The 21,754-nt window shown below is 60.7% G+C and carries 20 protein-coding genes; 11 read left to right on the top strand and 9 right to left on the bottom strand.

All coding sequences use genetic code 11. The features are described 5' to 3' along the window. Window positions 1-354 precede the first annotated feature (354 nt). From MRY17_RS21930 to dksA, 5 genes are all read right to left on the bottom strand, one after another. A complete protein-coding gene (locus MRY17_RS21930; RefSeq protein ID WP_057725032.1) occupies window positions 355-1,785 on the bottom strand; it encodes a sigma-54-dependent transcriptional regulator in 1,431 nt (476 codons plus the stop codon). Between the two features lie 22 nt (window positions 1,786-1,807). Further along, window positions 1,808-4,762, bottom strand: a complete 2,955-nt coding sequence (locus tag MRY17_RS21925; RefSeq protein WP_162276150.1) for a sensor histidine kinase — start codon at window positions 4,760-4,762, stop codon at window positions 1,808-1,810. Continuing rightward, complete coding sequence (locus tag MRY17_RS21920; protein ID WP_003176118.1) at window positions 4,746-4,922, bottom strand: hypothetical protein; 177 nt, start codon at window positions 4,920-4,922, stop codon at window positions 4,746-4,748. Before MRY17_RS21920 ends, MRY17_RS21925 begins: the two co-directional genes overlap by 17 nt. Before the next feature lie 62 nt (window positions 4,923-4,984). Continuing rightward, a complete protein-coding gene (gene gluQRS / locus MRY17_RS21915; protein ID WP_243352847.1) occupies window positions 4,985-5,872 on the bottom strand; it encodes a tRNA glutamyl-Q(34) synthetase GluQRS in 888 nt (295 codons plus the stop codon). Between the two features lie 84 nt (window positions 5,873-5,956). Next, on the bottom strand, window positions 5,957-6,388 hold the full coding sequence (gene dksA, locus MRY17_RS21910) for an RNA polymerase-binding protein DksA (RefSeq protein WP_057725035.1): 432 nt from the start codon (window positions 6,386-6,388) through the stop codon (window positions 5,957-5,959). Window positions 6,389-6,707: 319 nt separating this feature from the next. Here dksA and MRY17_RS21905 point away from each other — a divergent pair, with 319 nt between their 5' ends. Beyond that, window positions 6,708-7,880, top strand: coding sequence for a pyridoxal phosphate-dependent aminotransferase (locus MRY17_RS21905; protein WP_181285570.1), 1,173 nt, complete (start codon window positions 6,708-6,710; stop codon window positions 7,878-7,880). Then, on the top strand, window positions 7,880-8,593 hold the full coding sequence (gene sfsA / locus MRY17_RS21900) for a DNA/RNA nuclease SfsA (RefSeq protein WP_181285572.1): 714 nt from the start codon (window positions 7,880-7,882) through the stop codon (window positions 8,591-8,593). The genes MRY17_RS21905 and sfsA overlap by 1 nt, the downstream gene beginning before the upstream one ends. Here the strand turns inward: sfsA and MRY17_RS21895 are convergent. Continuing rightward, complete coding sequence (locus MRY17_RS21895) at window positions 8,590-8,907, bottom strand: Rieske (2Fe-2S) protein (RefSeq protein ID WP_191953201.1); 318 nt, start codon at window positions 8,905-8,907, stop codon at window positions 8,590-8,592. The genes sfsA and MRY17_RS21895 overlap by 4 nt on opposite strands. A 155-nt stretch (window positions 8,908-9,062) precedes the next feature. Between MRY17_RS21895 and MRY17_RS21890 the strand changes: the two genes are divergently transcribed. The 3 genes from MRY17_RS21890 to MRY17_RS21880 are packed head-to-tail and all read left to right on the top strand — an operon-like array spanning window position 9,063 to window position 11,742. Continuing rightward, complete coding sequence (locus tag MRY17_RS21890) at window positions 9,063-9,941, top strand: heme/hemin ABC transporter substrate-binding protein (RefSeq protein WP_243352846.1); 879 nt, start codon at window positions 9,063-9,065, stop codon at window positions 9,939-9,941. Between the two features lie 50 nt (window positions 9,942-9,991). Beyond that, window positions 9,992-10,975, top strand: a complete 984-nt coding sequence (locus tag MRY17_RS21885) for a FecCD family ABC transporter permease (RefSeq protein WP_243353962.1) — start codon at window positions 9,992-9,994, stop codon at window positions 10,973-10,975. Beyond that, window positions 10,975-11,742, top strand: a complete 768-nt coding sequence (locus MRY17_RS21880) for a heme ABC transporter ATP-binding protein (protein ID WP_243352845.1) — start codon at window positions 10,975-10,977, stop codon at window positions 11,740-11,742. Before MRY17_RS21885 ends, MRY17_RS21880 begins: the two co-directional genes overlap by 1 nt. A gap of 214 nt (window positions 11,743-11,956) precedes the next feature. On the opposite strand, the gene MRY17_RS21875 is transcribed toward MRY17_RS21880, so the two are convergent. The 3 genes from MRY17_RS21875 to MRY17_RS21865 form a co-directional block, all read right to left on the bottom strand. Further along, on the bottom strand, window positions 11,957-12,229 hold the full coding sequence (locus MRY17_RS21875; RefSeq protein ID WP_057725042.1) for a TfoX/Sxy family protein: 273 nt from the start codon (window positions 12,227-12,229) through the stop codon (window positions 11,957-11,959). Between the two features lie 197 nt (window positions 12,230-12,426). Continuing rightward, window positions 12,427-12,771, bottom strand: coding sequence for a pentapeptide repeat-containing protein (locus MRY17_RS21870; protein ID WP_191953198.1), 345 nt, complete (start codon window positions 12,769-12,771; stop codon window positions 12,427-12,429). A 92-nt stretch (window positions 12,772-12,863) separates the two neighbouring features. Continuing rightward, window positions 12,864-14,420 carry an AAA family ATPase gene (locus tag MRY17_RS21865; RefSeq protein WP_243352844.1) on the bottom strand — a complete coding sequence of 519 codons (1,557 nt, stop codon included), beginning with the start codon at window positions 14,418-14,420 and terminating at the stop codon, window positions 12,864-12,866. A 118-nt stretch (window positions 14,421-14,538) separates the two neighbouring features. Between MRY17_RS21865 and mrcB the strand changes: the two genes are divergently transcribed. The 6 genes from mrcB to ilvC all read left to right on the top strand — a co-directional run bounded on the left by mrcB (window position 14,539) and on the right by ilvC (window position 21,656). Then, the gene (mrcB, locus tag MRY17_RS21860; protein WP_243352843.1) at window positions 14,539-16,863 is read left to right on the top strand and encodes a penicillin-binding protein 1B; all 2,325 of its coding nucleotides are present in this window, start codon (window positions 14,539-14,541) and stop codon (window positions 16,861-16,863) included. A gap of 16 nt (window positions 16,864-16,879) precedes the next feature. Next, entirely contained in the window at window positions 16,880-17,614 is a 735-nt protein-coding gene (locus MRY17_RS21855) for a tetratricopeptide repeat protein (protein ID WP_181285581.1), read from the top strand. Beyond that, on the top strand, window positions 17,614-17,943 hold the full coding sequence (locus tag MRY17_RS21850; protein WP_181285582.1) for a YqcC family protein: 330 nt from the start codon (window positions 17,614-17,616) through the stop codon (window positions 17,941-17,943). The genes MRY17_RS21855 and MRY17_RS21850 overlap by 1 nt, the downstream gene beginning before the upstream one ends. A 431-nt stretch (window positions 17,944-18,374) precedes the next feature. Beyond that, entirely contained in the window at window positions 18,375-20,099 is a 1,725-nt protein-coding gene (locus MRY17_RS21845) for an acetolactate synthase 3 large subunit (RefSeq protein ID WP_181285583.1), read from the top strand. Window positions 20,100-20,101: 2 nt separating this feature from the next. Then, window positions 20,102-20,593 carry an acetolactate synthase small subunit gene (ilvN, locus tag MRY17_RS21840; RefSeq protein WP_003176102.1) on the top strand — a complete coding sequence of 164 codons (492 nt, stop codon included), beginning with the start codon at window positions 20,102-20,104 and terminating at the stop codon, window positions 20,591-20,593. 46 nt (window positions 20,594-20,639) lie between these two features. Then, window positions 20,640-21,656, top strand: a complete 1,017-nt coding sequence (gene ilvC / locus MRY17_RS21835) for a ketol-acid reductoisomerase (protein ID WP_003176099.1) — start codon at window positions 20,640-20,642, stop codon at window positions 21,654-21,656. The last annotated feature ends 98 nt before the right edge of the window (window positions 21,657-21,754 follow it).

Genomic DNA, 21,754 nt, shown 5'->3' with positions numbered 1-21,754 from the left:
AGGGCAGTTTTTGTTGTTCTCGGCCTGGTTGCGGGGCAAGCCCCAAATGCAACGCCTCTCCAAAAGAATCAGTTAGCTGCGCCTCCGCCGTGTTGTTTTTGTTATGCGTGAGTCGATTCGTCTTATTTTTATTGTCTTGTACAAAGCTTGTTATTGTTTTTGTACTAAGCATATAGCAGGGTGCGTGCCAACTTTCACGTCGCCCAGCAAAACCGGGGGGTTGAGGCTGATTCGGGTTTTTGACTGGCCAAAAAAAGCCGGGGCTTCGTTACCGTAAGCCCCGGCTTTTGTTACGCGAAATATCCGCGGTAACAGTTTTTTCACATCAGCACGTGTTACCTGTGGCGCGGCCCCTCAACTTTCGCTGGCGACGCCGGTCTTGCGCCGTGGAATGCCCAGGCGCTGGCGACGTTCCCACAGGCACTTGCGGCTCACGCCCAGCTTGCGGGCCAACTCGGTCTCGGTCATGTGGTCCTGGTGCTCGAGGACGAAATGCTGGAAGTAATCTTCCAGGGACAAATCTTCCGTCGGCTCATGGCTGGTGTTGCTACCTGCGCCCTGTTGCGGCGCCAGGCCAATGAAGTCATCGTCGTCCAAATCGCTGAGTTCGATATCGATGCCCAGCAGCTCGGCGGATATTTCCGGGCTTTCCGACAGGATGACCGCACGCTCGACGGCGTTTTCCAGTTCGCGCACGTTGCCCGGCCATGAGTAATGCCGGATGGCCTGCTCCGCGTCCGGCGCAAATTTCAGGTCGGTACGGTTGATGCGCGCGCTCTGGCGCAGCAGGAACGCCTGGGCGATCTCGTTGACGTCGGCGCCACGCTCACGCAATGCCGGCAGCTTGAGCGCAATCACGTGCAAGCGGTAATACAAGTCTTCGCGGAACTGGCCGATCTTGGCCAGGCTCTTGAGATCACGGTGCGTCGCGGCGATCAGGCGCACATCGACCTTTTGCGATTGCACCGAACCGACCCGGCGAATCTCGCCTTCCTGCAACACGCGCAACAAGCGCGCCTGTGCTTCCAGGGGCAGCTCGCCGATCTCGTCGAGGAACAGCGTGCCGCCGTCGGCGGCTTCAACCAGGCCCGCGCGCCCGGCGCTGGCACCGGTGAACGCGCCTTTTTCGTGGCCGAACAATTCGGACTCGATCAAGGATTCGGGGATCGCCGCGCAGTTCACCGAGATCATCGGTGCCTTGGCACGTTTGGACAGGTTATGCAGGGCGCGGGCCACCAGCTCCTTGCCGGTGCCTGACTCGCCCTGGATCAAGACATTGGAGTCGGTCGGCGCCACTTTGCGGATCTTGCTGTAAAGGTCCTGCATCGGCGGGCAGGAGCCAATGATGCCGATCTCGCCATTGCTGTTATCGACCCCCGGTTTCTCGGCAGCTTTTCCCGCCGCACGTGGTTCGACCGGCGCACTGCTGGCCGACTGGCGGTCACGCAGGATGCGGGCCACCGCCTGAAGCATCTCGTCGTGATCAAAAGGTTTGGCGATGTAGTCCACCGCGCCCATCTTCATCGAGTCCACCGCCGAGCGCAGGCTGGCGTAGCTGGTCATGATCAGCACCGGCGTGCCCTGGCCCAGCTTGATCAATTCGGTACCCGGCGCGCCGGGCAGACGCAGGTCGCTGACGATCAGGTCGAACGTGGGAATGCTGAACCGCTCCTGGGCTTCCTGTACCGAGCCGGCTTCGCTGACCTGGTACTGATTGCGTTCAAGCAGGCGACGCAAGGCAGAGCGGATAATGGTTTCGTCTTCGACGATCAAAATGTGCGGCATTGATTCAATTCTCTCGACGGTCTCAGTTCACAGCGGACGTCGCTTCGACATGACGCGGCAAGGTCACCCGAATCCGGGTGCCGCGTTGGCTTTCGGTGTCAGCCGGGCTGTCGATGGTGATTTGTCCATAATGCTCTTCAACGATGGAATAGACCAGTGCAAGGCCCAGACCGGTGCCTTCACCCGGGTCCTTGGTGGTGAAGAAAGGTTCGAACAATCGGTCCATGATGTTCTGTGGAATGCCGCTGCCTTCGTCTTCCACGATCAGGTCGACCGTGTGCTCGAAAGCCTCGCTCTTGACACGTACCGCACTGTGCGGCGGGGACGCGTCGCGGGCGTTGGACAGCAGGTTGATCAGCACCTGGGCCAGGCGTTGCGAGTCGCCATCGACCCAATGGTCCGGATCGCACAGGTTAAAGAACTGTACTTCGAAATTGCGCCGGTTCAAGGCCAGCAGCCCAATGGCATCCTGCGCCACTTCGGCCAGGCACACCGCTTCGTCCTGATTCTGGTGGGCGCCGGAGTGGGCGAAGCTCATCAACGACTGCACGATGCGCGACACGCGCTTGGTCTGCTCGAGGATCTGCCCGCTGATCTCGGTGATTTCGCCGTCTTCCTCGCGTTCTTCGCGCAGGTTCTGCGCCAGGCAGGCGATGCCGGTGATCGGGTTGCCGATCTCGTGCGCCACGCCGGCGGCCAGGCGACCGATGCTGGCCAGGCGCTCGGAGTGCACCAGCTTGTCTTCGAGCATCTGGGTGTCGGTGAGGTCTTCGACCAGTAACACCAGGCCGCTGTTGCCGGGGGCCAGCGGCTCGTCAATGGCGGCCTTGTGCAGGTTCAGCCAGCGGGTCTGGCCGTCGAGGGCCAGGTGCTGCTTGTGCAAATGCTCGTCGGGCAGGTTGATAAAGCCTTGCAGCAGTTCTTTCCAGGGATCGCCCAGGGTATTCAAGCGAGAGCCGACCACGCGTTGCGCGGCAATGCCGGTCAGCTCTTCCATGGCCTTGTTCCACATCAGGATTTCCTGATCCTTGGCCAGGGAGCACACGCCCATCGGCAGTTCCTGCAGGGTCTGGCGGTGATAGCGGCGCAGGGCATCGAGCTCGGCGGCCAGGCCGGTGAGGCGCGAGTGGTAGTCCTCGAGCCGGCTTTCGATGAAGTGGATGTCTTCGGTCACATAGTTCTCGCCGCCCGCCTTGTAGGGCAGGAAGGTTTCCACCATGTCCTGGGACACGCTGGGGCCCATCAGTCCGGACAGGTTGGCTTCGATACGGTCACGCAAACGCCGCAGGGCATAGGGGCGGCGCTCGTCGAACGGCAGGTACAAATCGCGCAAGGCTTGCTCGACTTCCTTTTGCGCGGCCTTGGCACCCAGCGGCTTGGCCAGTTGCGTGGCGAACTCCTGGGGCGAGGCCGCATGCAGCTCGCGGCGTTGCGGGCGGCGCACGTTGTCCACCGCACAGGCTTCGGCGGCGCTGGTTTCTTCGGGACTGGCGTTGGTGAACAGCGAGATCAGGGTGAACATCAGCACGTTGGCAGCCAGCGAGGCGATCGCCGCCATGTGCCAGCTGGTGTCGTCCAGCACGTAAATCATGTTCAGCAAGGGGATGTAGAAGCCCTGCAGGTTGCCGACCAGCGGGAGCAACATGGTGACCAGCCACACCAGGATGCCCGCCAGCAAGCCGGCGATGAAGCCACGGCGGTTGGCGGTGGGCCAATACAGCACCGACAGCACGCCCGGCAGGAACTGCAAGGTGGCGACAAAGGCCACGATGCCGAGGTTGGCCAAGTCCTGTCCGGCGCCCAGCAGCAGATAGAAGGCGTAGCCGGCCATGATGATCGCGACGATCAACGCGCGACGCGTCCACTTCAACCAGCGGTAGATATTGCCTTCGGCCGGTGGCTGGTACAGCGGCAGCACCAGATGGTTAAGCGCCATCCCGGAAAGTGCCAGGGTGGTGACGATGATCAAGCCGCTGGCCGCGGACAAACCGCCGACATACGCCAGCAGCGCCAGCGCCGGACTGTTGGCCGCGATACCGATGCCCAGGGTGAAATACTCGGGATTGGTGGTGGCCCCCAGTTTCAGGCCGGCCCAGAGAATCAGCGGCACCGCCAGGCTCATCAACAGCAGGAACAGCGGCAACCCCCAACTGGCGCTGACCAGCGAGCGTGGGTTGAGGTTTTCGGTGAAGGTCATGTGGTACATGTGCGGCATCACGATTGCCGATGCGAAGAACACCAGCAGCAGCGTTCGCCAGGGGCCTTCCTGCAAAGGCGTGTGCAGGGCGGCAAGGGCGGTCTGGTTTTGCAGCAGCCACAGCTCCAACTGTTGCGGGCCGTCGAACACGCCGTAGAGCGCATAAAGGCCGACACCGCCGATGGCAATCAACTTGATGACCGACTCGAAGGCAATCGCAAACACCAGGCCCTGGTGTTTTTCGCGAGTGGCGATATGGCGTGAGCCGAAGAAAATCGTGAACAGGCTGATCAAGGCGCAGAAGGCCAGGGCAACGCGATGTTGCACGGGCTCGCGGGTCAGGATGCTGATGGAGTCGGCCACCGCCTGGATCTGCAGGGCCAGCAACGGCAGCACGCCGATCAACATGAAAATCGTGGTGAGCGCGCCGGCCCAGGTGCTGCGAAAGCGAAAGGCAAACAGGTCTGCCAGGGAAGACAACTGATAGGTGCGGGTGATTTTCAGGATCGGGTACAGCAGCACCGGCGCCAGCAGGAACGCGCCGGACACCCCGAGATAGCTGGAGAGGAAACCATAGCCGTATTGATAGGCCAGGCCGACGGTGCCGTAGAACGCCCAGGCGCTGGCGTACACGCCCAGGGACAAGGTGTAGGTCAACGGGTGGCGAATGATCGCCCGCGGAATCATTCCGCGCTCACTGATCCAGGCGACGCCGAACAACGCCGCCAGGTAGGCGGCGCTGATCAGCAGCATCTGGGTGAGGCTAAAGCTCATCGGCATCTTTTTGGCTCTGCAGGATGAAGGTCACGACGATCAGGATCAGCCACAGCAGATAAGGGCGGTACCAGGCGCCCGTGGCGTCGATCCACCAATCCATGATGGCGGGGGAAAACAGGTAGATCCCGACGACCAGCAGCAGGACCAATCGATAGATGTACATGTTGGCCTCTGATTAATGAACTGCGGCGATGGTAACGGATGCCCGGCAAGCTGCAAGCGCCTTCAGTTCAATTGCGCTTCGGCCAGCGTGAGTGTGCGCGGGATCAATGTGGCATCCCATTGCTGGATGCCCCAATCCAGCAGTTCCCTGGGGCGTGCGTAAAGCAGCTCGTTGCCGGCCGGCTGGCCAAGGGCGCGCAGGGCTCTGAGCAGCAGCGGTGTGGCCTGGTCCGCGGTCAGCGGTGGCGAACGGTACGACTTGCCCAGCTTGTTACCGTCCGGCTGGACGATCAGCGGCACATGCAGATAACGCGGCTGGCGCAGGCCGAGCAATTCCTGCAGGTAGAGCTGGCGTGGCGTGGAATCGAGCAGGTCGGCACCGCGCACGATGTCGGTAACCCCTTGCCAGGCGTCATCCAGGACCACGGCCAATTGATAGGCGTACAGGCCATCGCGGCGGCGGATGACGAAGTCGCCCGCATCGCGTCCCAGGTGTTGTCGGAATGGGCCCTGCACGCGGTCGATAAAGTGATATTCAAGCTCGGGCACGCGCAGACGGATGGCGGCATCTTGCTGGTCGTGGCCAGCATTGCGGCAAAGTCCGGGGTAAATCCCGTTGTAGGGCTCCAACTGTTTGCGCGAGCAGGTGCAGGCGTAGGCCAGGCCATGGTTGAACAGGTCGTTCAGCACCTTGGCGTAGGCCTCGTGTCGCTCGCTCTGCCGGACCAACTCGCCGTCCCATTCAAAACCGTAGCTTTCCAGGGCATGCAGAATTGCCGCCTGGGCGCCGGGCTCTTCACGGGGCGGATCGAGGTCTTCCATGCGCATCAGCCAGCGGCCTTGATTGGCGCGGGCGTCGAGGTAGGAGGCGAGGGCGGCGACCAGGGAGCCGAAGTGCAAATGGCCGCTGGGCGTGGGGGCGAAGCGCCCGATATAGGTAGAGGCAGTCATGGGCCGGATACTACTGGAAAATCGGTAAACGCCAGAAACAAAAATGGGGCGTTCGCACGCCCCATTCCTTCGTTTCGGCAGGTATTACTTGCCGACCTGTTTTTCCTTGATTTCGGCCAAGGTCTTGCAGTCTACGCAGAGGTCCGCTGTCGGGCGGGCTTCCAGGCGGCGAATACCGATTTCGACGCCGCAGGATTCGCACCAGCCGTATTCTTCGTCTTTGATCAGTTGCAGGGTCTTGTCGATCTTCTTGATCAACTTGCGCTCACGATCGCGTGCGCGCAGTTCGAGGGCGAACTCTTCTTCCTGGCTGGCACGGTCGGCCGGGTCAGGGAAGTTGGCTGCTTCGTCCTTCATGTGGTCGACGGTACGATCAACCTCCTGCATCAAGTCCTGTTTCCACTTGTTCAGGATCTTGGTGAAGTGCAAGCGCATGGGCTCGCCCATGTACTCCTCACCTTTCTTCTCTACGTAAGGTTCGAAGCCGCTGATGCTTTGCTTTTCTAGGGTGGACATGAATAGACCGCCTCTCACTCTTCTAATCCATTGCGCAGGATTGCAACGTCACCGACACCTGCCGGCCCTGCGGCTGCAAGCGGGCGAACTTACCAGATAGATTCGGGGTGCGCCACTCCCGGTTGTCGACCCTGTCGCGCCGGGGTTGCAAACTGCAGTGCCCCGTCGTGGCTGGGTATGTCTTGTCTCGACTGTTGATTTTAGTCGTTTTGCCGGCGCTTGCCCGCACCGGCAAGTCGGCCGGGCAGGCAATAGAGCATGTTTTAGCGCCAGGGTTCGGTAGAATCCGGATTTTGTCCTCACCGTCTAAGGAAGGCTAATGGCTCAGCCCTACAGTGCGCGCAGTCGCGCCATCGAACCTTTTCATGTCATGGCGTTACTGGCGCGGGCCAATGAGCTGCAATCAGCCGGCCGCGACGTGATCCATCTGGAAATCGGCGAGCCGGATTTCACTACCGCCGAGCCGATTATCCAGGCTGGTCAAGCGGCCCTGGCCAACGGCAAGACGCGCTACACCGCCGCCCGTGGGCTGCCCGAGTTGCGGGACGCGATCAGTGGTTTCTATCAGCAACGCTATGGGTTGAACATTGATGCGCAACGCATTCTGATCACGCCCGGTGGCTCCGGCGCGCTGTTACTGGCCAGCAGCCTGCTGGTGGATCCGGGCAAGCACTGGCTGTTGGCGGATCCAGGCTACCCCTGCAACCGGCATTTTTTGCGCCTGGTGGAGGGCGCGGCGCAGTTGGTGCCGGTGGGACCGGACGTACGCTATCAATTGACTGCCGGTCTGGTGGCTGAACACTGGAACCAGGACAGCGTGGGCGCCTTGGTTGCCTCGCCGGCCAATCCCACCGGGACGATGCTCACTCGCGACGAGCTGGCCGGGCTGTCGAGTGCCATCAAGGCGCGTGACGGTCACTTGGTGGTGGACGAGATCTATCATGGCCTTACCTACGGCGCAGACGCCGCGAGCGTGCTGGAAGTCGATGACGATGCTTTCGTCCTGAATAGTTTTTCGAAGTATTTCGGCATGACCGGCTGGCGCCTGGGCTGGCTGGTGGCACCCCCGGAAGCGGTGGGTGAACTGGAGAAGTTGGCGCAGAACCTCTACATCAGCGCGCCGAGCATGGCCCAGCATGCGGCCCTGGCCTGTTTCACTGCGCAAACCCTGAGCATTCTGGAGGAGCGCCGCGCTGAATTTGGCCGACGCCGTGACTTCCTGCTGCCGGCCCTGCGCGAGTTGGGGTTCGGGATCGCCGTGGAGCCGGAAGGGGCGTTCTATCTGTATGCGGATATCAGCGCGTTCGGCGGTGATGCCTTCGCGTTCTGTCGGCATTTCCTGGAAACAGAATATGTGGCCTTCACCCCGGGGCTGGATTTCGGGCGTTACCAAGCGGGTCATCACGTGCGGTTTGCCTACACGCAAAACCTTGATCGGCTACAAGAGGCAGTGGAACGGATTGCCCGTGGCTTGCGGAGCTGGCAAGGCTGATGCGCTTTCATCCTCCCCTCGAAGAAGGGCGGCTGATCCGCCGCTACAAGCGCTTTCTCACCGATATCGAAACCGTTACCGGCGAGTTGCTCACCATTCACTGCCCTAACACCGGTTCGATGCTTAATTGCATGGTCGAAGGCGGCCAGGTCTGGTTCAGCCGTTCCAACGACCCCAAGCGCAAGCTGCCAGGCACCTGGGAAATTGCTGAAACGCCCCAGGGCCGGCTGGCATGCGTGAATACGGCACGCGCCAATCAGTTGGTCGAGGAGGCATTGCTTGCAGGCGTCATCACTGAGCTCAATGGTTTCACTGCGTTGAAGCGAGAGGTCCCTTACGGTCAGGAAAAAAGCCGGATCGACTTTCGCCTGGAGTACCCGCAGGGGGCCGCGTTTGTGGAGGTCAAAAGTGTCACGTTGGGCTTTGATGGCAGCTCAGTGGCGGCGTTCCCTGATGCTGTGACCCAGCGCGGCGCCAAGCACTTGCGGGAGCTGGCTTACCTGGCGCGTGAAGGTGTGCGGGCGGTGCAGTTGTATTGCGTCAATCTCTCGGGGATCGATGCGGTGCGCCCGGCGGTGGAAATAGATGCGGGTTACGCCGCAGCGTTGCGCGAGGCCAAGGCGGCTGGGGTCGAGGTGCTGGCGTATGGTGTGCGTGTCACGCCTGAAGAGATCTACGTCGAGCGCCCGTTGAAGGTGCTGTTGGGTGACTAGAGTTCCACCCACAGGCCCTGTTCGTCTTCGCGGCCGGGCAGGGCGGTGAGACTCTGCCCTTCGCAGGGGCCGGCGATGCATTCGCCGCTTTCGATCAGGAACAGCGCCCCATGGGTGGCGCATTGAATCAGGCTGGCGCTTGAATCGAGGAAGCGGTGCGGTTGCCATTCCAGCGGGATGCCGCGATGGGGGCAACGGTTGAGATAGAAGTAGGCGACCCCATCGCGCCTCACGGCCAACAGTTTGCAGCCGTCGATATCAAAACCGAGGCTGCTGTCGGGTGCAAGGGCCTGGGAGGGGCAGAGAAACTTCATTTCAGTCCTTAAGTGCCTTGACGTTCAAATGCAAACAATTATCAAATGTCCGCATCGCCCTTCAGCTGATCGGGTGCTCATTACGATGCCGGGCAGGCAGTATCTGTCACATTGATGAGTGCTTGAGCGGCTTTGCCTTGAAAGGAAACCCTGTTATGCGCCTGAGTGCCAGCGTTATCGCGCTTGTTGCCGGATTGCTGGTCAGCCACACCGCCCAAGCCTTGGAGCTGCCGCAACGCTGGGTCAGCGCCGGTGGCGCGTTATCGGAGTGGGTGACGGCATTGGGGGGTGAGTCAAAACTGGTCGGCGTGGACACGACAAGCCAGCATCCGGCGTCACTCAAGGCATTGCCCAGTATCGGTTATCAGCGCCAATTGTCGGCCGAAGGCATTCTCAGCCTGCGCCCGCAGCTGCTGGTGGGTACCGAGGAAATGGGGCCACCGCCGGTGCTGGCGCAGATCCGCAGCGCCGGGGTGCAGGTAGAAATGTTCTCGGCACAGCCGGATTTGGCGAGCCTGAACACCAACCTGTCGCGTTTGGGCAAGCTGCTGGACAGCGAGGCCAGGGCCAGCCAATTGTTCAGCGGCTATGAGCAGGCCCTGGACCGACAGAAAGCCTGGGTGGCCAAGGCGCAGTCGACGCAAAAAGCACCGGGCGTGTTGCTGTTGCTCGGAAACGCTGGCGGCAAGCCGTTGATCGCCGGCAAGGACACCGCCGCTGACTGGATAGTGCAGCAGGCCGGCGGCCATAACCTGGCGACTCACAGTGGTTACAAGCTGTTCTCGGTGGAGTCGCTGGCCGGGTTGAGTCCCGATGTGCTGGTATTTGCTGATCGGGCGCTCAGCGGTGAAGACGCCCGCGTGGCGTTGTTCAAGGAAAATCCTATCCTCGCGTCCACGCCGGCGGCCAGGAGCGGCCGGGTGATTGAGTTGGATCCGACGCTGCTGGTGGGCGGGCTCGGGCCACGCTTGCCGCAAAGCCTTGCACAACTGTCGGCCGGGTTTTACCCGTCCAGCGCGCAAACCGCCCCATGACCACATTGGTTAAACCGAAAACGCTGTTTATCGGGCTGGCGCTGTTGTGTCTGGTGGCGACCTGGCTTTCACTGGCCCTGGGCCCGGTCAGCCTGCCGTTGTTCGACACGCTCCGGGCCGCGTTGCGATTGCTGGGGATGCCGATCAATGCCCAGGGGCTCGAACAGGCCGAGTTGATCCTGGGGCAGATTCGTTTGCCGCGTACGTTACTGGGCCTGGCCGTCGGGGGTGTACTCGCATTGTCGGGCGTGGCGATGCAGGGGCTGTTTCGCAACCCGCTGGCCGATCCTGGTTTGGTGGGCGTGTCCAGTGGCGCGGCATTGGGGGCGGCGGTGGCGATTGTCGCAGGCTCGTTTTTTGGCGGGTTGCCGGACGCATTCGGGCCGTATCTATTATCAATCTGCGCGTTTCTGGGCGGCCTGGGTGTTACCGCGCTGGTTTATCGATTGGGACGGCGCAACGGCCAGACCAACGTCGCGACGATGCTGCTCGCCGGTATTGCGCTGACGGCGCTCGCCGGCTCCACGGTGGGGCTGCTTACCTACCTGGCGGACGACGCCACCCTGCGTACTCTGACATTCTGGAACCTGGGTAGCCTCAACGGTGCCAGCTATTCGCGATTATGGCCGTTGCTGCTGGTCAGTGCGGGCGTGGCGCTGTGGCTGCCGCGCCGGGCAAAGGCCTTGAATGCACTGCTGCTGGGTGAATCCGAGGCCAGTCATTTGGGTATTGATGTTGAAAAGCTCAAGCGTGAACTGGTGTTCTGTACGGCGTTGGGCGTCGGCGCAGCGGTGGCTGCGGCGGGCATGATCGGCTTTGTCGGATTGGTGGTGCCGCACCTGGTGCGGTTGCTGGCAGGGCCGGATCATCGTGTGTTGCTGCCGGCTTCGGTGCTGGCGGGCGCAAGTTTGCTGCTGTTTGCCGATCTGGTGGCGCGCCTGGCGTTGGCGCCGGCGGAATTGCCGATCGGTATCGTCACCGCGTTTATCGGCGCGCCTTTTTTTCTCTATTTATTGTTGCGGGGGCGCGCCTGATGCTGCGGGTGGAAGCGCTGCACATCCGTCGCGCAGGCAAGACCGTGTTGGCGGATGTGACCCTGGACCTGCTTCCGGGCCAAGTGCTGGGCGTATTGGGGCCCAACGGGGCGGGTAAAAGCACCTTGTTGAGTGCGCTGTGCGGTGAATTGTTGCCTGATCAGGGCGAGGTCTGGCTGGGCCAGCAGGAGTTGAAGCATTTGAGCGGCGCGCAACGCGCCCGACGCCTGGCAGTATTACCCCAGACCTCAACTCTGGACTTCGCTTTCCGTGTCGAGGAGGTTGTAGGCATGGGGCGTTTGCCCCATCAGACCGGTCGAGTAAGGGATAAGGAGATTATCAACGCGGCACTGCATGCGGCAGACGTGGGACACCTGAGCGGTCGCAGTTACCTGGCGTTGTCGGGCGGGGAGCGTCAGCGGGTGCATCTGGCCCGTGTATTGGCGCAATTATGGCCGGGCGAGGCGGGGCAGACGTTGTTGCTGGATGAACCGACGTCGATGCTCGATCCGTTGCATCAGCATACGACCCTCCAGGCCATCTGCAGCTTTGCCGACCGTGGCGCTGCGGTGCTGGTGATCCTGCATGACCTGAACCTGGCCGCGCGTTACTGTGATCGTATCCTGCTGCTGGCGGGTGGGCGCCCGCATGCCCTGGACACTCCGGCACAGGTGCTGCGGCCCGAGCCGCTCAAGGCGGTGTTTGGTCTGGATGTGTTGGTGCAGTCGCATCCGGAACGTGGTCATCCGTTGATCATCGCGCGCTGAGCACAGCGTTTTCCAGGCAAAAAAAGACCCGGCAAGAGCCGGGTCAAATAACCGTGATTAGCCTGATGAGGAGATAATCTGAGAGTCCGAACCAATGGTCTTTCAGTTATCGGCTGATCTCGCGACCAGTTGTGATAATCATAACGATTCTCATTTGAGAGTCAACAATTGTTTTATCCATCCTCGATTTTTCTCCAGATGTCCGTTTGCGGACCTAGATCTTCTGGCGCGTCGAGAGCGCATCGAACTGACGGTTCAACGCCTCTTTGCGCTCTGGGGGAATGTCGTTCCAATGCACATCCATCAATGCGCCTTCAATGGCATACAGCAGGACTTTCGATGCCCGAAACCCGCGGGTTCGCACGGCGCGGTACGCATCGACCGCCCCCAGTCGGCGTAAGTCGGACGCGCTGTGGATGCCCACCGCATGCAGCCACTGCGCCGACGTCTTGCCAAGATTTTTCAGGTGCTGCAGCTCATCGTTCATCAAGCCTCCTTGCGACGGCCGAAGGTGCGGTGGGTATTCGTGACCAGGCAAGCCTGAAAATGAGTGTAGCGCTCAGTAGGAAAAGCGTGATTCTTTGGTCGGGAACGGCTCAAAAGCTTATAAGAACGCCGCCGTATCTCAGGCAGGCGAAAGCGCCCGGCACGCTTGTCGCGCAGCCGGGAGCCTAAGTCTCGAGGTTATTTGGTGCGGTAACGCAGGCGGGTGCCGAAATTGACCGACATCAGGATCTCGTCAGCCGTCAGCTCGGGTGAGAAGTAAGTGCCGGAAATCTGCGCATGGGCCAGGCTGGCGCCTTCCAGTGAACAGTCACGTAGATCCAGCCCGCGCAGGTCGGCGGAGCGGAAGTAAGCGTCGGTAAAGTCGATACCCGCGGCGTCCAGTTCGCGCAGGTCCAACCCCCGGAAGTCGCCGCCACGCATGTCGATAACCCCGTCTGCGGGGCGCTCCTGATTGAAGCCGCGGATGTCGTCCTTGTGCAGGAGCGCGTAGAGCGGGGTATCAAGTAGCTTGGGCTGACTCATGACGGCGACTCCTGTTGGTATTATGGTGCCATTATAGTGCCACTATCGCAGGGTCGTGCGTCAAAAGAGACGACACGACCAAGAAATATTTCTTACAGGCCGGGCAAGCGTTGACGAATGTGCGCCACCAACGCATCGAGGGTCCCGCTTTCGTTGGTTTCGACCCGCTTGCTCAATAGCAGCTCCTGGGCATTCAGTGGTTCACGATTGGCTTGCTGCGCTTCGATAACCGCCAAGGTTGCGTCGGACGGATCGTTTTTATCTGCCTGACGTTGTGCCAGCCAACTGGTGATGACGGCCTGGGGCGCATTGCAATCGAGAATCAGGAACGGGGCGCCGGTGGCTTCGGCAACCCGGGCCGCCGCGTCGCGTTGTTCGCGTTTGAGGAAGGTGGCATCCAGCACCACCGGGAAACCGGCGCGAAGCACGGTATCGGCAATCTCGTTCAGGCGCGTGTACGTTGCAGCACTGGCGTCATGGCTATAGATGCCGGCCTGCGGTGTATTTTCCACAGGCTGCTCGCCAAACAGGCGCTTGCGCTCCACGTCCGAACGCAGGCGGACCGCGCCCAGGGCCTCGACCAGGCGCATGGCAACATGGCTTTTGCCCACGGCCGAAACACCGTGGGTAATTGCCAGGAAGCGTGAGGGAATCGTGCTGTAGCTTTCAGCCAGGTTGGCGTAGTTGCGGTACTGGCGCAGGGTGGTGGCGCGTTGCACCGGGTTGGCTTCGCTCGGCATGCTGAACAGCGCAACCTTGGCCCGGACCAGGGCGCGATACGCCTTGTAGAAATTGAGCAGCTCCAGGCCCTGATAATCGCCGGTCAGTTCCAGGTATTGGCTGATAAACCGGCGCGCGAGGCATTTGAGGCCACGGTCTTCCAGGTCCATCGCCAGGAATGCGGTGTCGGCGTACACGTCGGTAAAGCGGAACGGCTCGTTGAATTCGATGCAGTCGAAGATCACCACATGGCCGTCGATCAGGGTCGCGTTGCCCAAGTGGATGTCACCGTGGCATTCGCGGGTGAACCCATTGAGCTTGCGCTGTTCCAGCAGCGGCTTGAGGCGTTCGAAGCTGCTTTCGGCCCAGGCTTGCAGGGCTTCCAGTTGAGTCAGGTCGGCCTTGTCGCTGAGGAACGGGCGGATCTGTTCAAAGTTTTGGCGTACCGGGGCCATCACTTCATCCGGGGTGCCGGCCGGGTGTTCCTGTGGGACTTTGGGCGCGTTGAGATGGAACTGCGCAATCTGCCTGGCCATTTCGTCAATGTGCGTGCTGGTGAGTTCACCGTTGGCTTGCAAGGTGCTCAACATCTGGCTTTGCGGGAACTGGCGCATTTTCAGCGCGTACTCGATCACCGGGCCGTCGCCAGCCAGGTGCGGTGCGTCAGCCGTGCCGGTAATTGGCAACACTTCAAGATACAAATCTTCAGTCAGGCGCTGGTTGAGGCGCAGTTCTTCGTTGCAGAAGTGGCCGCGCTTTTCCAGATCGGTGAAGTCCAAAAAACCGAAGTTCATCGGTTTCTTCAGTTTATAAGCATAGGGACCGGTCAGGATCACCCAGGAAATATGGGTTTCAATGACTTGAAATGCTTCCACCGGATGCGGGTACAACGCCGGGTTTTGCAGGGCTGCGATCAGGGACTGGCTCACGGGCGATCCTTCAAAGTCTGGGAGAAATCATGGCGGGCATTATGGCCGCTGCGAGCTGTCGTGCAAACCGCTGTCCGGCTCATGTTGATCATCAATAAAGTGCGTATAATCCGCCGCCATGACTCGAACCCGATCTCCCCGTTCCCGTAAAAAACCTCCTTCGCGCAGTCTGCGCCCGTGGCTGGGCTGGGCGCTCAAGCTCGGCCTGGTTGGCCTTGTGGCGCTCGCCGGCGTGGCGGTGTATCTCGATGCCGTGGTCCAGGAGAAGTTCTCCGGCAAGCGCTGGACCATCCCGGCCAAGGTGTATGCACGCCCGCTGGAATTGTTCGCCGGCCAGAAACTGAGCAAGGACGACTTCCTCACCGAACTCGATGCGCTGGGCTATCGACGCGAACCCGTGAGCAACGGCCCGGGCGCGGCGGCGGTCAGCGGCAATACCGTCGACCTGAACACCCGTGGCTTCCAGTTCTACGAAGGCCTGGAAAAAGCCCAGCCGGTACGCGTGCGCTTTTCCGGCGATTACGTGGCCGAGCTGTCGTCGCTCAACGGCGCCAAGCTGCCGGTGGTGCGTCTTGAACCGCTGATGATTGGCGGCATTTACCCGAAGAACCTTGAAGATCGCATCCTGATCAAGCTCGATCAGGCGCCTCCGTATCTGCTGGACACCCTGGTCGCCGTCGAAGACCGCGACTTCTACAGCCACTGGGGCGTTTCGCCGAAGTCGATTGCCCGCGCGGTTTGGGTCAATACCTCCGGCGGCAGGATGACCCAGGGTGGCAGTACGCTCACCCAGCAGTTGGTGAAAAACTTCTACCTGACCAACGAGCGCAGCCTGACGCGCAAGCTCACCGAAGCCATGATGGCGATGCTCCTGGAGTTGCATTACAGCAAGCAGGAAATCCTTGAGGCGTACCTCAACGAAGTCTTCGTGGGCCAGGATGGTCAGCGCGCGGTGCACGGTTTCGGCTTGGCCAGCCAGTTTTTCTTCGGGCAGCCGTTGTCAGAATTGAAGTTGCATCAGGTGGCCTTGCTGGTGGGGATGGTCAAGGGGCCGTCCTATTACAATCCGCGTCGCAATCCGGAACGTGCGCTCGAACGGCGCAACCTGGTGCTCGATGTGCTGGAACAGCAGGGCGTTGCCACGGCCGAACAGGTCGCTGCCGCGAAGAAAATGCCGCTGGGCGTCACCACGCGCGGCAAGCTGGCGGACAGCTCGTTCCCCGGCTTTATCGACCTGGTCAAACGTCAGTTGCGCGAAGACTACCGCGACGAAGACTTGACTGAAGAAGGCCTGCGTATCTTCACCAGCTTCGACCCTATTCTGCAGATGAAGGCCGAGGCATCGGTCAATGACACCTTCAAACGCCTGACCGGCCGCAAAGGCTCCGATGAAGTGGAAGCTGCGATGGTTGTGACCAACCCGGAAACCGGTGAAGTCCAGGCCATGATCGGCAGCCGCCAGGCCAGTTTCGCCGGTTTCAACCGCGCCCTGGACGCCGTGCGCCCGATCGGCTCGCTGGTCAAGCCGGCGGTTTACCTGACCGCCCTGGAAAAGCCGAGCAAGTACACGCTCACCAGTTGGCTGTCGGATGATCCGCTGTCGATCAAAGGCGCCGATGGTCAGGTGTGGACGCCAAAGAACTTCGACCGCCGCTCCCACGGCACCGTGTTCCTGTATCAGGGGTTGGCGCATTCCTACAATATCTCGACCTCGCGCCTGGGGCTTGAAGTCGGTGTGCCGAATGTCCTGAAGACGTTGGCGCGCTTGGGTATCGAACGGGAGTTCCCAGCGTTCCCGTCGATGCTGCTGGGAGCGGCAGCCATGAGTCCGATGGAAGTGGCCACCATGTACCAGACCCTGGCCAACGGTGGTTTCAACACCCCGATGCGCGGTATTCGCAGTGTGCTGACCGCCGAGGGCGAACCGCTCAAGCGCTATCCGTTCCAGATCCAGCAGCGTTTCGATGCGGGCTCCATCTACCTGATCCAGAACGCCATGCAGCGTGTGATGCGTGAAGGTACCGGACGCGCGGTCTACAGCGTGCTGCCGTCGAGCCTGACGCTGGCGGGCAAGACCGGCACCAGTAACGACTCGCGCGACAGTTGGTTCGCAGGTTTCGGCCAGGACGTGCTGGCCGTGGTGTGGCTGGGCCGTGACGATAATGGCAAGACGCCGTTCACCGGTGCGACCGGTGCGCTGCAGGTCTGGACCAGCTTCATGCGCAAGGCTGACCCGTTGCCACTCAACATGCCGCAGCCGGACAATATCGTGCAGGCCTGGATTGATCCGCACACAGGCCAGGGTTCCGATACCAACTGCCCGGGGGCGGTGCAGATGCCGTATATTCGCGGCAGCGAGCCACCACCCGGTGCCGCCTGCGGGGGCAGCGCCCCGGCTGACGCGGATTCGGTGATGGATTGGGTCAAGGGCTGGATGAATTAAGCAAAGAGGGTTTCAAGTGAACAAGTTGTGGATTCCAGCGATTACAGTTCTGGCTTTGCTCGGCGGTTGCTCCAGCGTGCAACGCGGCTCCATTCCGGTCGTGGACGCGAGCACGGGCGTCTCTAATAGCGAGCGGATTTCAGCCAAGGGCGGGTTTCGTCAAACCGTGACCAACCGTCCGGCACAGGCCAAGCCGCAGGCACTGCCGCAGGATTCGGGCGTGGTGGTGATGGTGCCTGGCAGTGGTGCCGCTACCGCAGCCCCGATCAGCGCCGAACCCTGGACGCCAGGGCCAAGCACTTCGGGGCCGGTCGACTCCACGCCGATCCAGACGGCGCCGGTCAACCAGGGCACCTACACCATGCCGTCGACGCCGAGCGGCATTCCTTCGTCGTCCAGTGCGGGCGGCCTGTCGGCTGACGAACAACTGGACGGCCCGGTATTGGCGCTGCTCACCACCGCCCAGCAACAGCAGGCCGGTGGCGACCTCAATGGCGCTTCGTCGAGCCTGGAGCGTGCCCAGCGCGTAGCGCCTCGCGAACCGCAAGTGCTGTATCGCCTGGCCCAGGTACGGATGGCCCAGGGCGATGCGCCGCAAGCCGAGCAGTTCGCTCGCCGTGGTTTGAGCATGGCCAACGGTCGCCCCGACCTGCAAGCCAGCCTGTGGGCGCTGATCGGCGACGCGCGTGCCGCCCAGGGTGACGCCGCCGGCGCTGCCCAGGCTCGCGCAAAAGCCAAGGTCAACCTCTGATGGATGCACGTTTTCCGGCGATTGCCGAACAGTTGTTGCTGATCGAGCGAGAGCTGCGCGTGCAGGGCTGGTGGGATGAGGTATCCCCCAGCGCCGAAGCGCTCGGCAGCGTCGAGCCTTTTTCGGTCGACACATTGGATTTTCACCAGTGGCTGCAATGGATTTTCCTGGTACGCATGAAGCAGATCCTCGAACGGGACCTGCCTTTGCCCAACGCTTCCGGAATTCTGGAGATGGCCGAGATGGTCTACGCCGACCGTCCTCTGGAGAGCCTTGGCTTGCGCAATGCGCTGAAAAAGTTCGACCAATTGATCACTGACGCTCGTTAATTGCCTGACTGCCGGTTTTTCCGGCAGTCTTGCGCATATTTCTACCGCTTGACGACATTCAGGCGAGTTTTATCCCTCCTCAGAGCCCTTTCTCCTACGTTCTCATGCGCTTAGTTGGAAAAAAGCGCAATTATTGCTTGACTTGAAGGGCCTGAAACAGAAGAATCCAAAGTCCGCTGTATCGGGACTGCCAGAAGCAGGCCCGCTCAGCAGATCATGAGGCGCATATCCGCGCCGACCTGTAACACCCGCAACGCGTTACCTCGCGCTGGGTGGGAAAAGCCCGCAACACTTGGGACGATCCCAATACTTGCTCAGTCAGTGCTGACGTAGTCGGCGACCACCGTCGCTCATGCTCTGTTGAGAAGTAAACCTATTAAGACCCGTCGGTTTTCAACGGACGGTATTCTGGCGTTTTAGAGGTGAACAACGTGGAGCTTTTATCTGGCGGTGAGATGCTCGTCCGCTTTTTGCGTGACGAAGGCGTCGACTATATCTACGGGTACCCGGGTGGTGCTCTGCTGCATGTCTACGACGCACTGTTCAAGGAACCGGCTGTTACCCACATCCTGGTTCGCCACGAACAGGCCGCGACCCATATGGCTGACGGCTACGCCCGTGCCACCGGTAAAGCCGGCGTGGTACTGGTAACGTCCGGCCCGGGCGCAACCAATGCCATCACTGGCATCGCGACTGCCTATATGGACTCCATTCCGATGGTGATCATTTCCGGCCAGGTCGCCAGCACCATGGTCGGCACCGACGCGTTCCAGGAAACCGACATGATCGGTATCTCCCGGCCGATCGTGAAACACAGCTTCATGATCAAGCACGCGTCGGAAATTCCGGACGTCATGAAAAAGGCGTTCTACCTCGCACAATCCGGTCGCCCGGGTCCTGTCGTGGTGGATATTCCCAAGGACATGACCAACCCGGCCGAGAAATTCGAATACATCTTCCCGAAGAAGGCCAAGCTTCGCTCCTACAGCCCGGCCGTGCGCGGGCACTCGGGGCAAATCCGCAAGGCGGCAGAGATGCTCCTGGCGGCCAAGCGCCCGGTGCTGTACTCCGGTGGTGGCGTGATTCTGGGGGGCGGTTCCGCACCGCTGACCGAGTTGGCCAAGCTGCTGAACCTGCCGGTGACCAATACCTTGATGGGCCTCGGCGCATTCCCGGGCTCGGATCGTCAGTTCGTCGGTATGCTCGGCATGCATGGCAGCTACACCGCCAACCTGACCATGCACCACGCCGATGTGATCCTGGCCGTGGGCGCACGTTTCGATGACCGCGTGATCAATGGCGCGAGCAAGTTTTGCCCGAATGCCAAGATCATCCATATCGACATCGACCCGGCGTCCATTTCCAAGACCATCAAGGCCGACGTGCCGATCGTGGGTCCGGTTGAAAGCGTACTGACCGAAATGGTCGCAGCGCTCAAGGACATCGGCGAAACGCCGAACAAAGACTCCGTTGCCAGCTGGTGGAAGCAGATCGACGAATGGCGCGGTGACCGCGGCCTGTTTCCTTACGACAAGGGCGACGGCAGCATTATCAAGCCGCAAACCGTAATCGAGACCCTGTGCGAAGTGACCAAGGGCGATGCCTTTGTAACCTCCGACGTGGGCCAGCATCAGATGTTCGCGGCGCAGTACTACACATTCGACAAGCCTAACCGCTGGATCAACTCCGGTGGCTTGGGCACGATGGGCTTTGGTTTCCCTGCGGCCATGGGTGTGAAACTGAGCTTCCCGGATACGGACGTCGCGTGCGTCACCGGTGAAGGCAGTATCCAGATGAACATCCAGGAATTGTCGACGTGCCTGCAGTACGGCCTTCCCGTGAAGATCGTCTGCCTGAACAACGGCGTGCTGGGCATGGTTCGTCAGTGGCAGGACATGAGCTACGGCAGCCGTCACTCCCATTCCTACATGGAATCGTTGCCGGATTTCGTCAAGTTGGTTGAAGCCTATGGCCACGTCGGCATGCGCATCACCGATTTGAAAGATCTTAAGCCGAAGATGGAAGAAGCGTTCGCCATGAAGGACCGCCTGGTGTTCATCGATATCAAGGTCGATACCAGCGAGCACGTCTACCCGATGCAGATCAAAGACGGCTCTATGCGCGACATGTGGCTGAACAAGACGGAGCGTACTTAATCATGCGGCATATTATCTCCCTGCTTCTGGAGAACGAACCCGGCGCTCTGTCTCGTGTTGTCGGCCTGTTTTCGCAACGCAACTACAACATCGAAAGCCTGACCGTGGCCCCGACCGAAGACCCGACCCTGTCGCGCCTGACGTTGACCACCGTGGGCCACGATGAGGTGATTGAGCAGATCACCAAGAACCTCAACAAGCTGATCGAAGTGGTCAAGCTGGTCGACCTGTCGGAAAGTGCCCATATCGAGCGCGAGCTGATGCTGGTCAAGGTCAAGGCTACAGGCGCCCAGCGTGCCGAGATCAAGCGCACTACCGATATTTATCGCGGGCAGATCGTCGATGTGAGCGCCAGCGTCTATACCGTGCAACTGACCGGTACAAGCGACAAGCTGGACAGCTTCATCCAGTCGATCGGGACGGCCTCGATTCTGGAAACCGTACGCAGTGGTGTCACCGGAATCGCCCGTGGCGACAAAGTACTCAGCATCTAACCCAATTAGCGAATGGCCTTACGGCCTGGATATATAGAGGAACCTCATGAAAGTTTATTACGATAAAGATTGTGACCTGTCGATCATCCAGGGCAAGAAAGTCGCCATCATCGGTTACGGCTCCCAGGGTCACGCCCAAGCGTGCAACCTGAAAGATTCCGGCGTTGACGTGACCGTTGGCCTGCGCAAAGGCTCGGCTACCGTTGCCAAGGCCGAAGCCCACGGCCTGAAAGTGACCGACGTGGCTTCCGCTGTTGCGGCTGCCGACCTGGTCATGATCCTGACCCCGGACGAATTCCAGTCCGCGCTGTACAAGAATGAAATCGAGCCGAACATCAAGAAAGGCGCCACCCTGGCCTTCTCCCACGGCTTCGCGATCCACTACAACCAGGTTGTGCCGCGCGCTGACCTCGACGTGATCATGATCGCGCCGAAGGCTCCGGGCCACACCGTACGTTCCGAGTTCGTCAAGGGCGGCGGTATCCCTGACCTGATCGCGATCTACCAGGACGCTTCGGGCAATGCCAAGAACGTGGCGCTGTCCTACGCTGCCGGCGTTGGCGGCGGTCGTACCGGCATCATCGAAACCACCTTCAAGGACGAGACCGAAACCGACCTGTTCGGCGAACAAGCCGTACTGTGCGGCGGTACGGTTGAGCTGGTGAAAGCCGGTTTCGAAACCCTGGTTGAAGCGGGCTACGCGCCGGAAATGGCCTACTTTGAATGCCTGCACGAACTGAAGCTGATCGTTGACCTCATGTACGAAGGCGGTATCGCCAACATGAACTACTCGATCTCCAACAACGCTGAATATGGCGAATACGTGACCGGCCCGGAAGTGATCAACGCCGAATCCCGTCAGGCTATGCGCAACGCCCTGAAACGTATTCAGGACGGCGAGTACGCCAAAATGTTCATCAGCGAAGGCGCGACCGGCTACCCTTCGATGACCGCCAAGCGTCGTAACAACGCTGCCCACGGTATCGAAGTCATCGGCGAGCAGCTGCGCTCCATGATGCCGTGGATCGGTGCCAACAAGATCGTCGACAAAGCCAAGAACTAAGTCGCACGTATCAAGGGAAAACGCGGCTTAGGCCGCGTTTTTTCGTTTGGGTAAGCGGGTTCTGGTATAAAGCTGCATCGTTGCGGGCGAACACTCGC

Source organism: Pseudomonas orientalis, assembly GCF_022807995.1.
GTDB classification, from domain to species: Bacteria; Pseudomonadota; Gammaproteobacteria; order Pseudomonadales; family Pseudomonadaceae; genus Aquipseudomonas; species Aquipseudomonas orientalis_B.
Note: the sequence above shows the minus strand (reverse complement) of the source record. Positions and strands in the feature narration are given on the sequence as shown.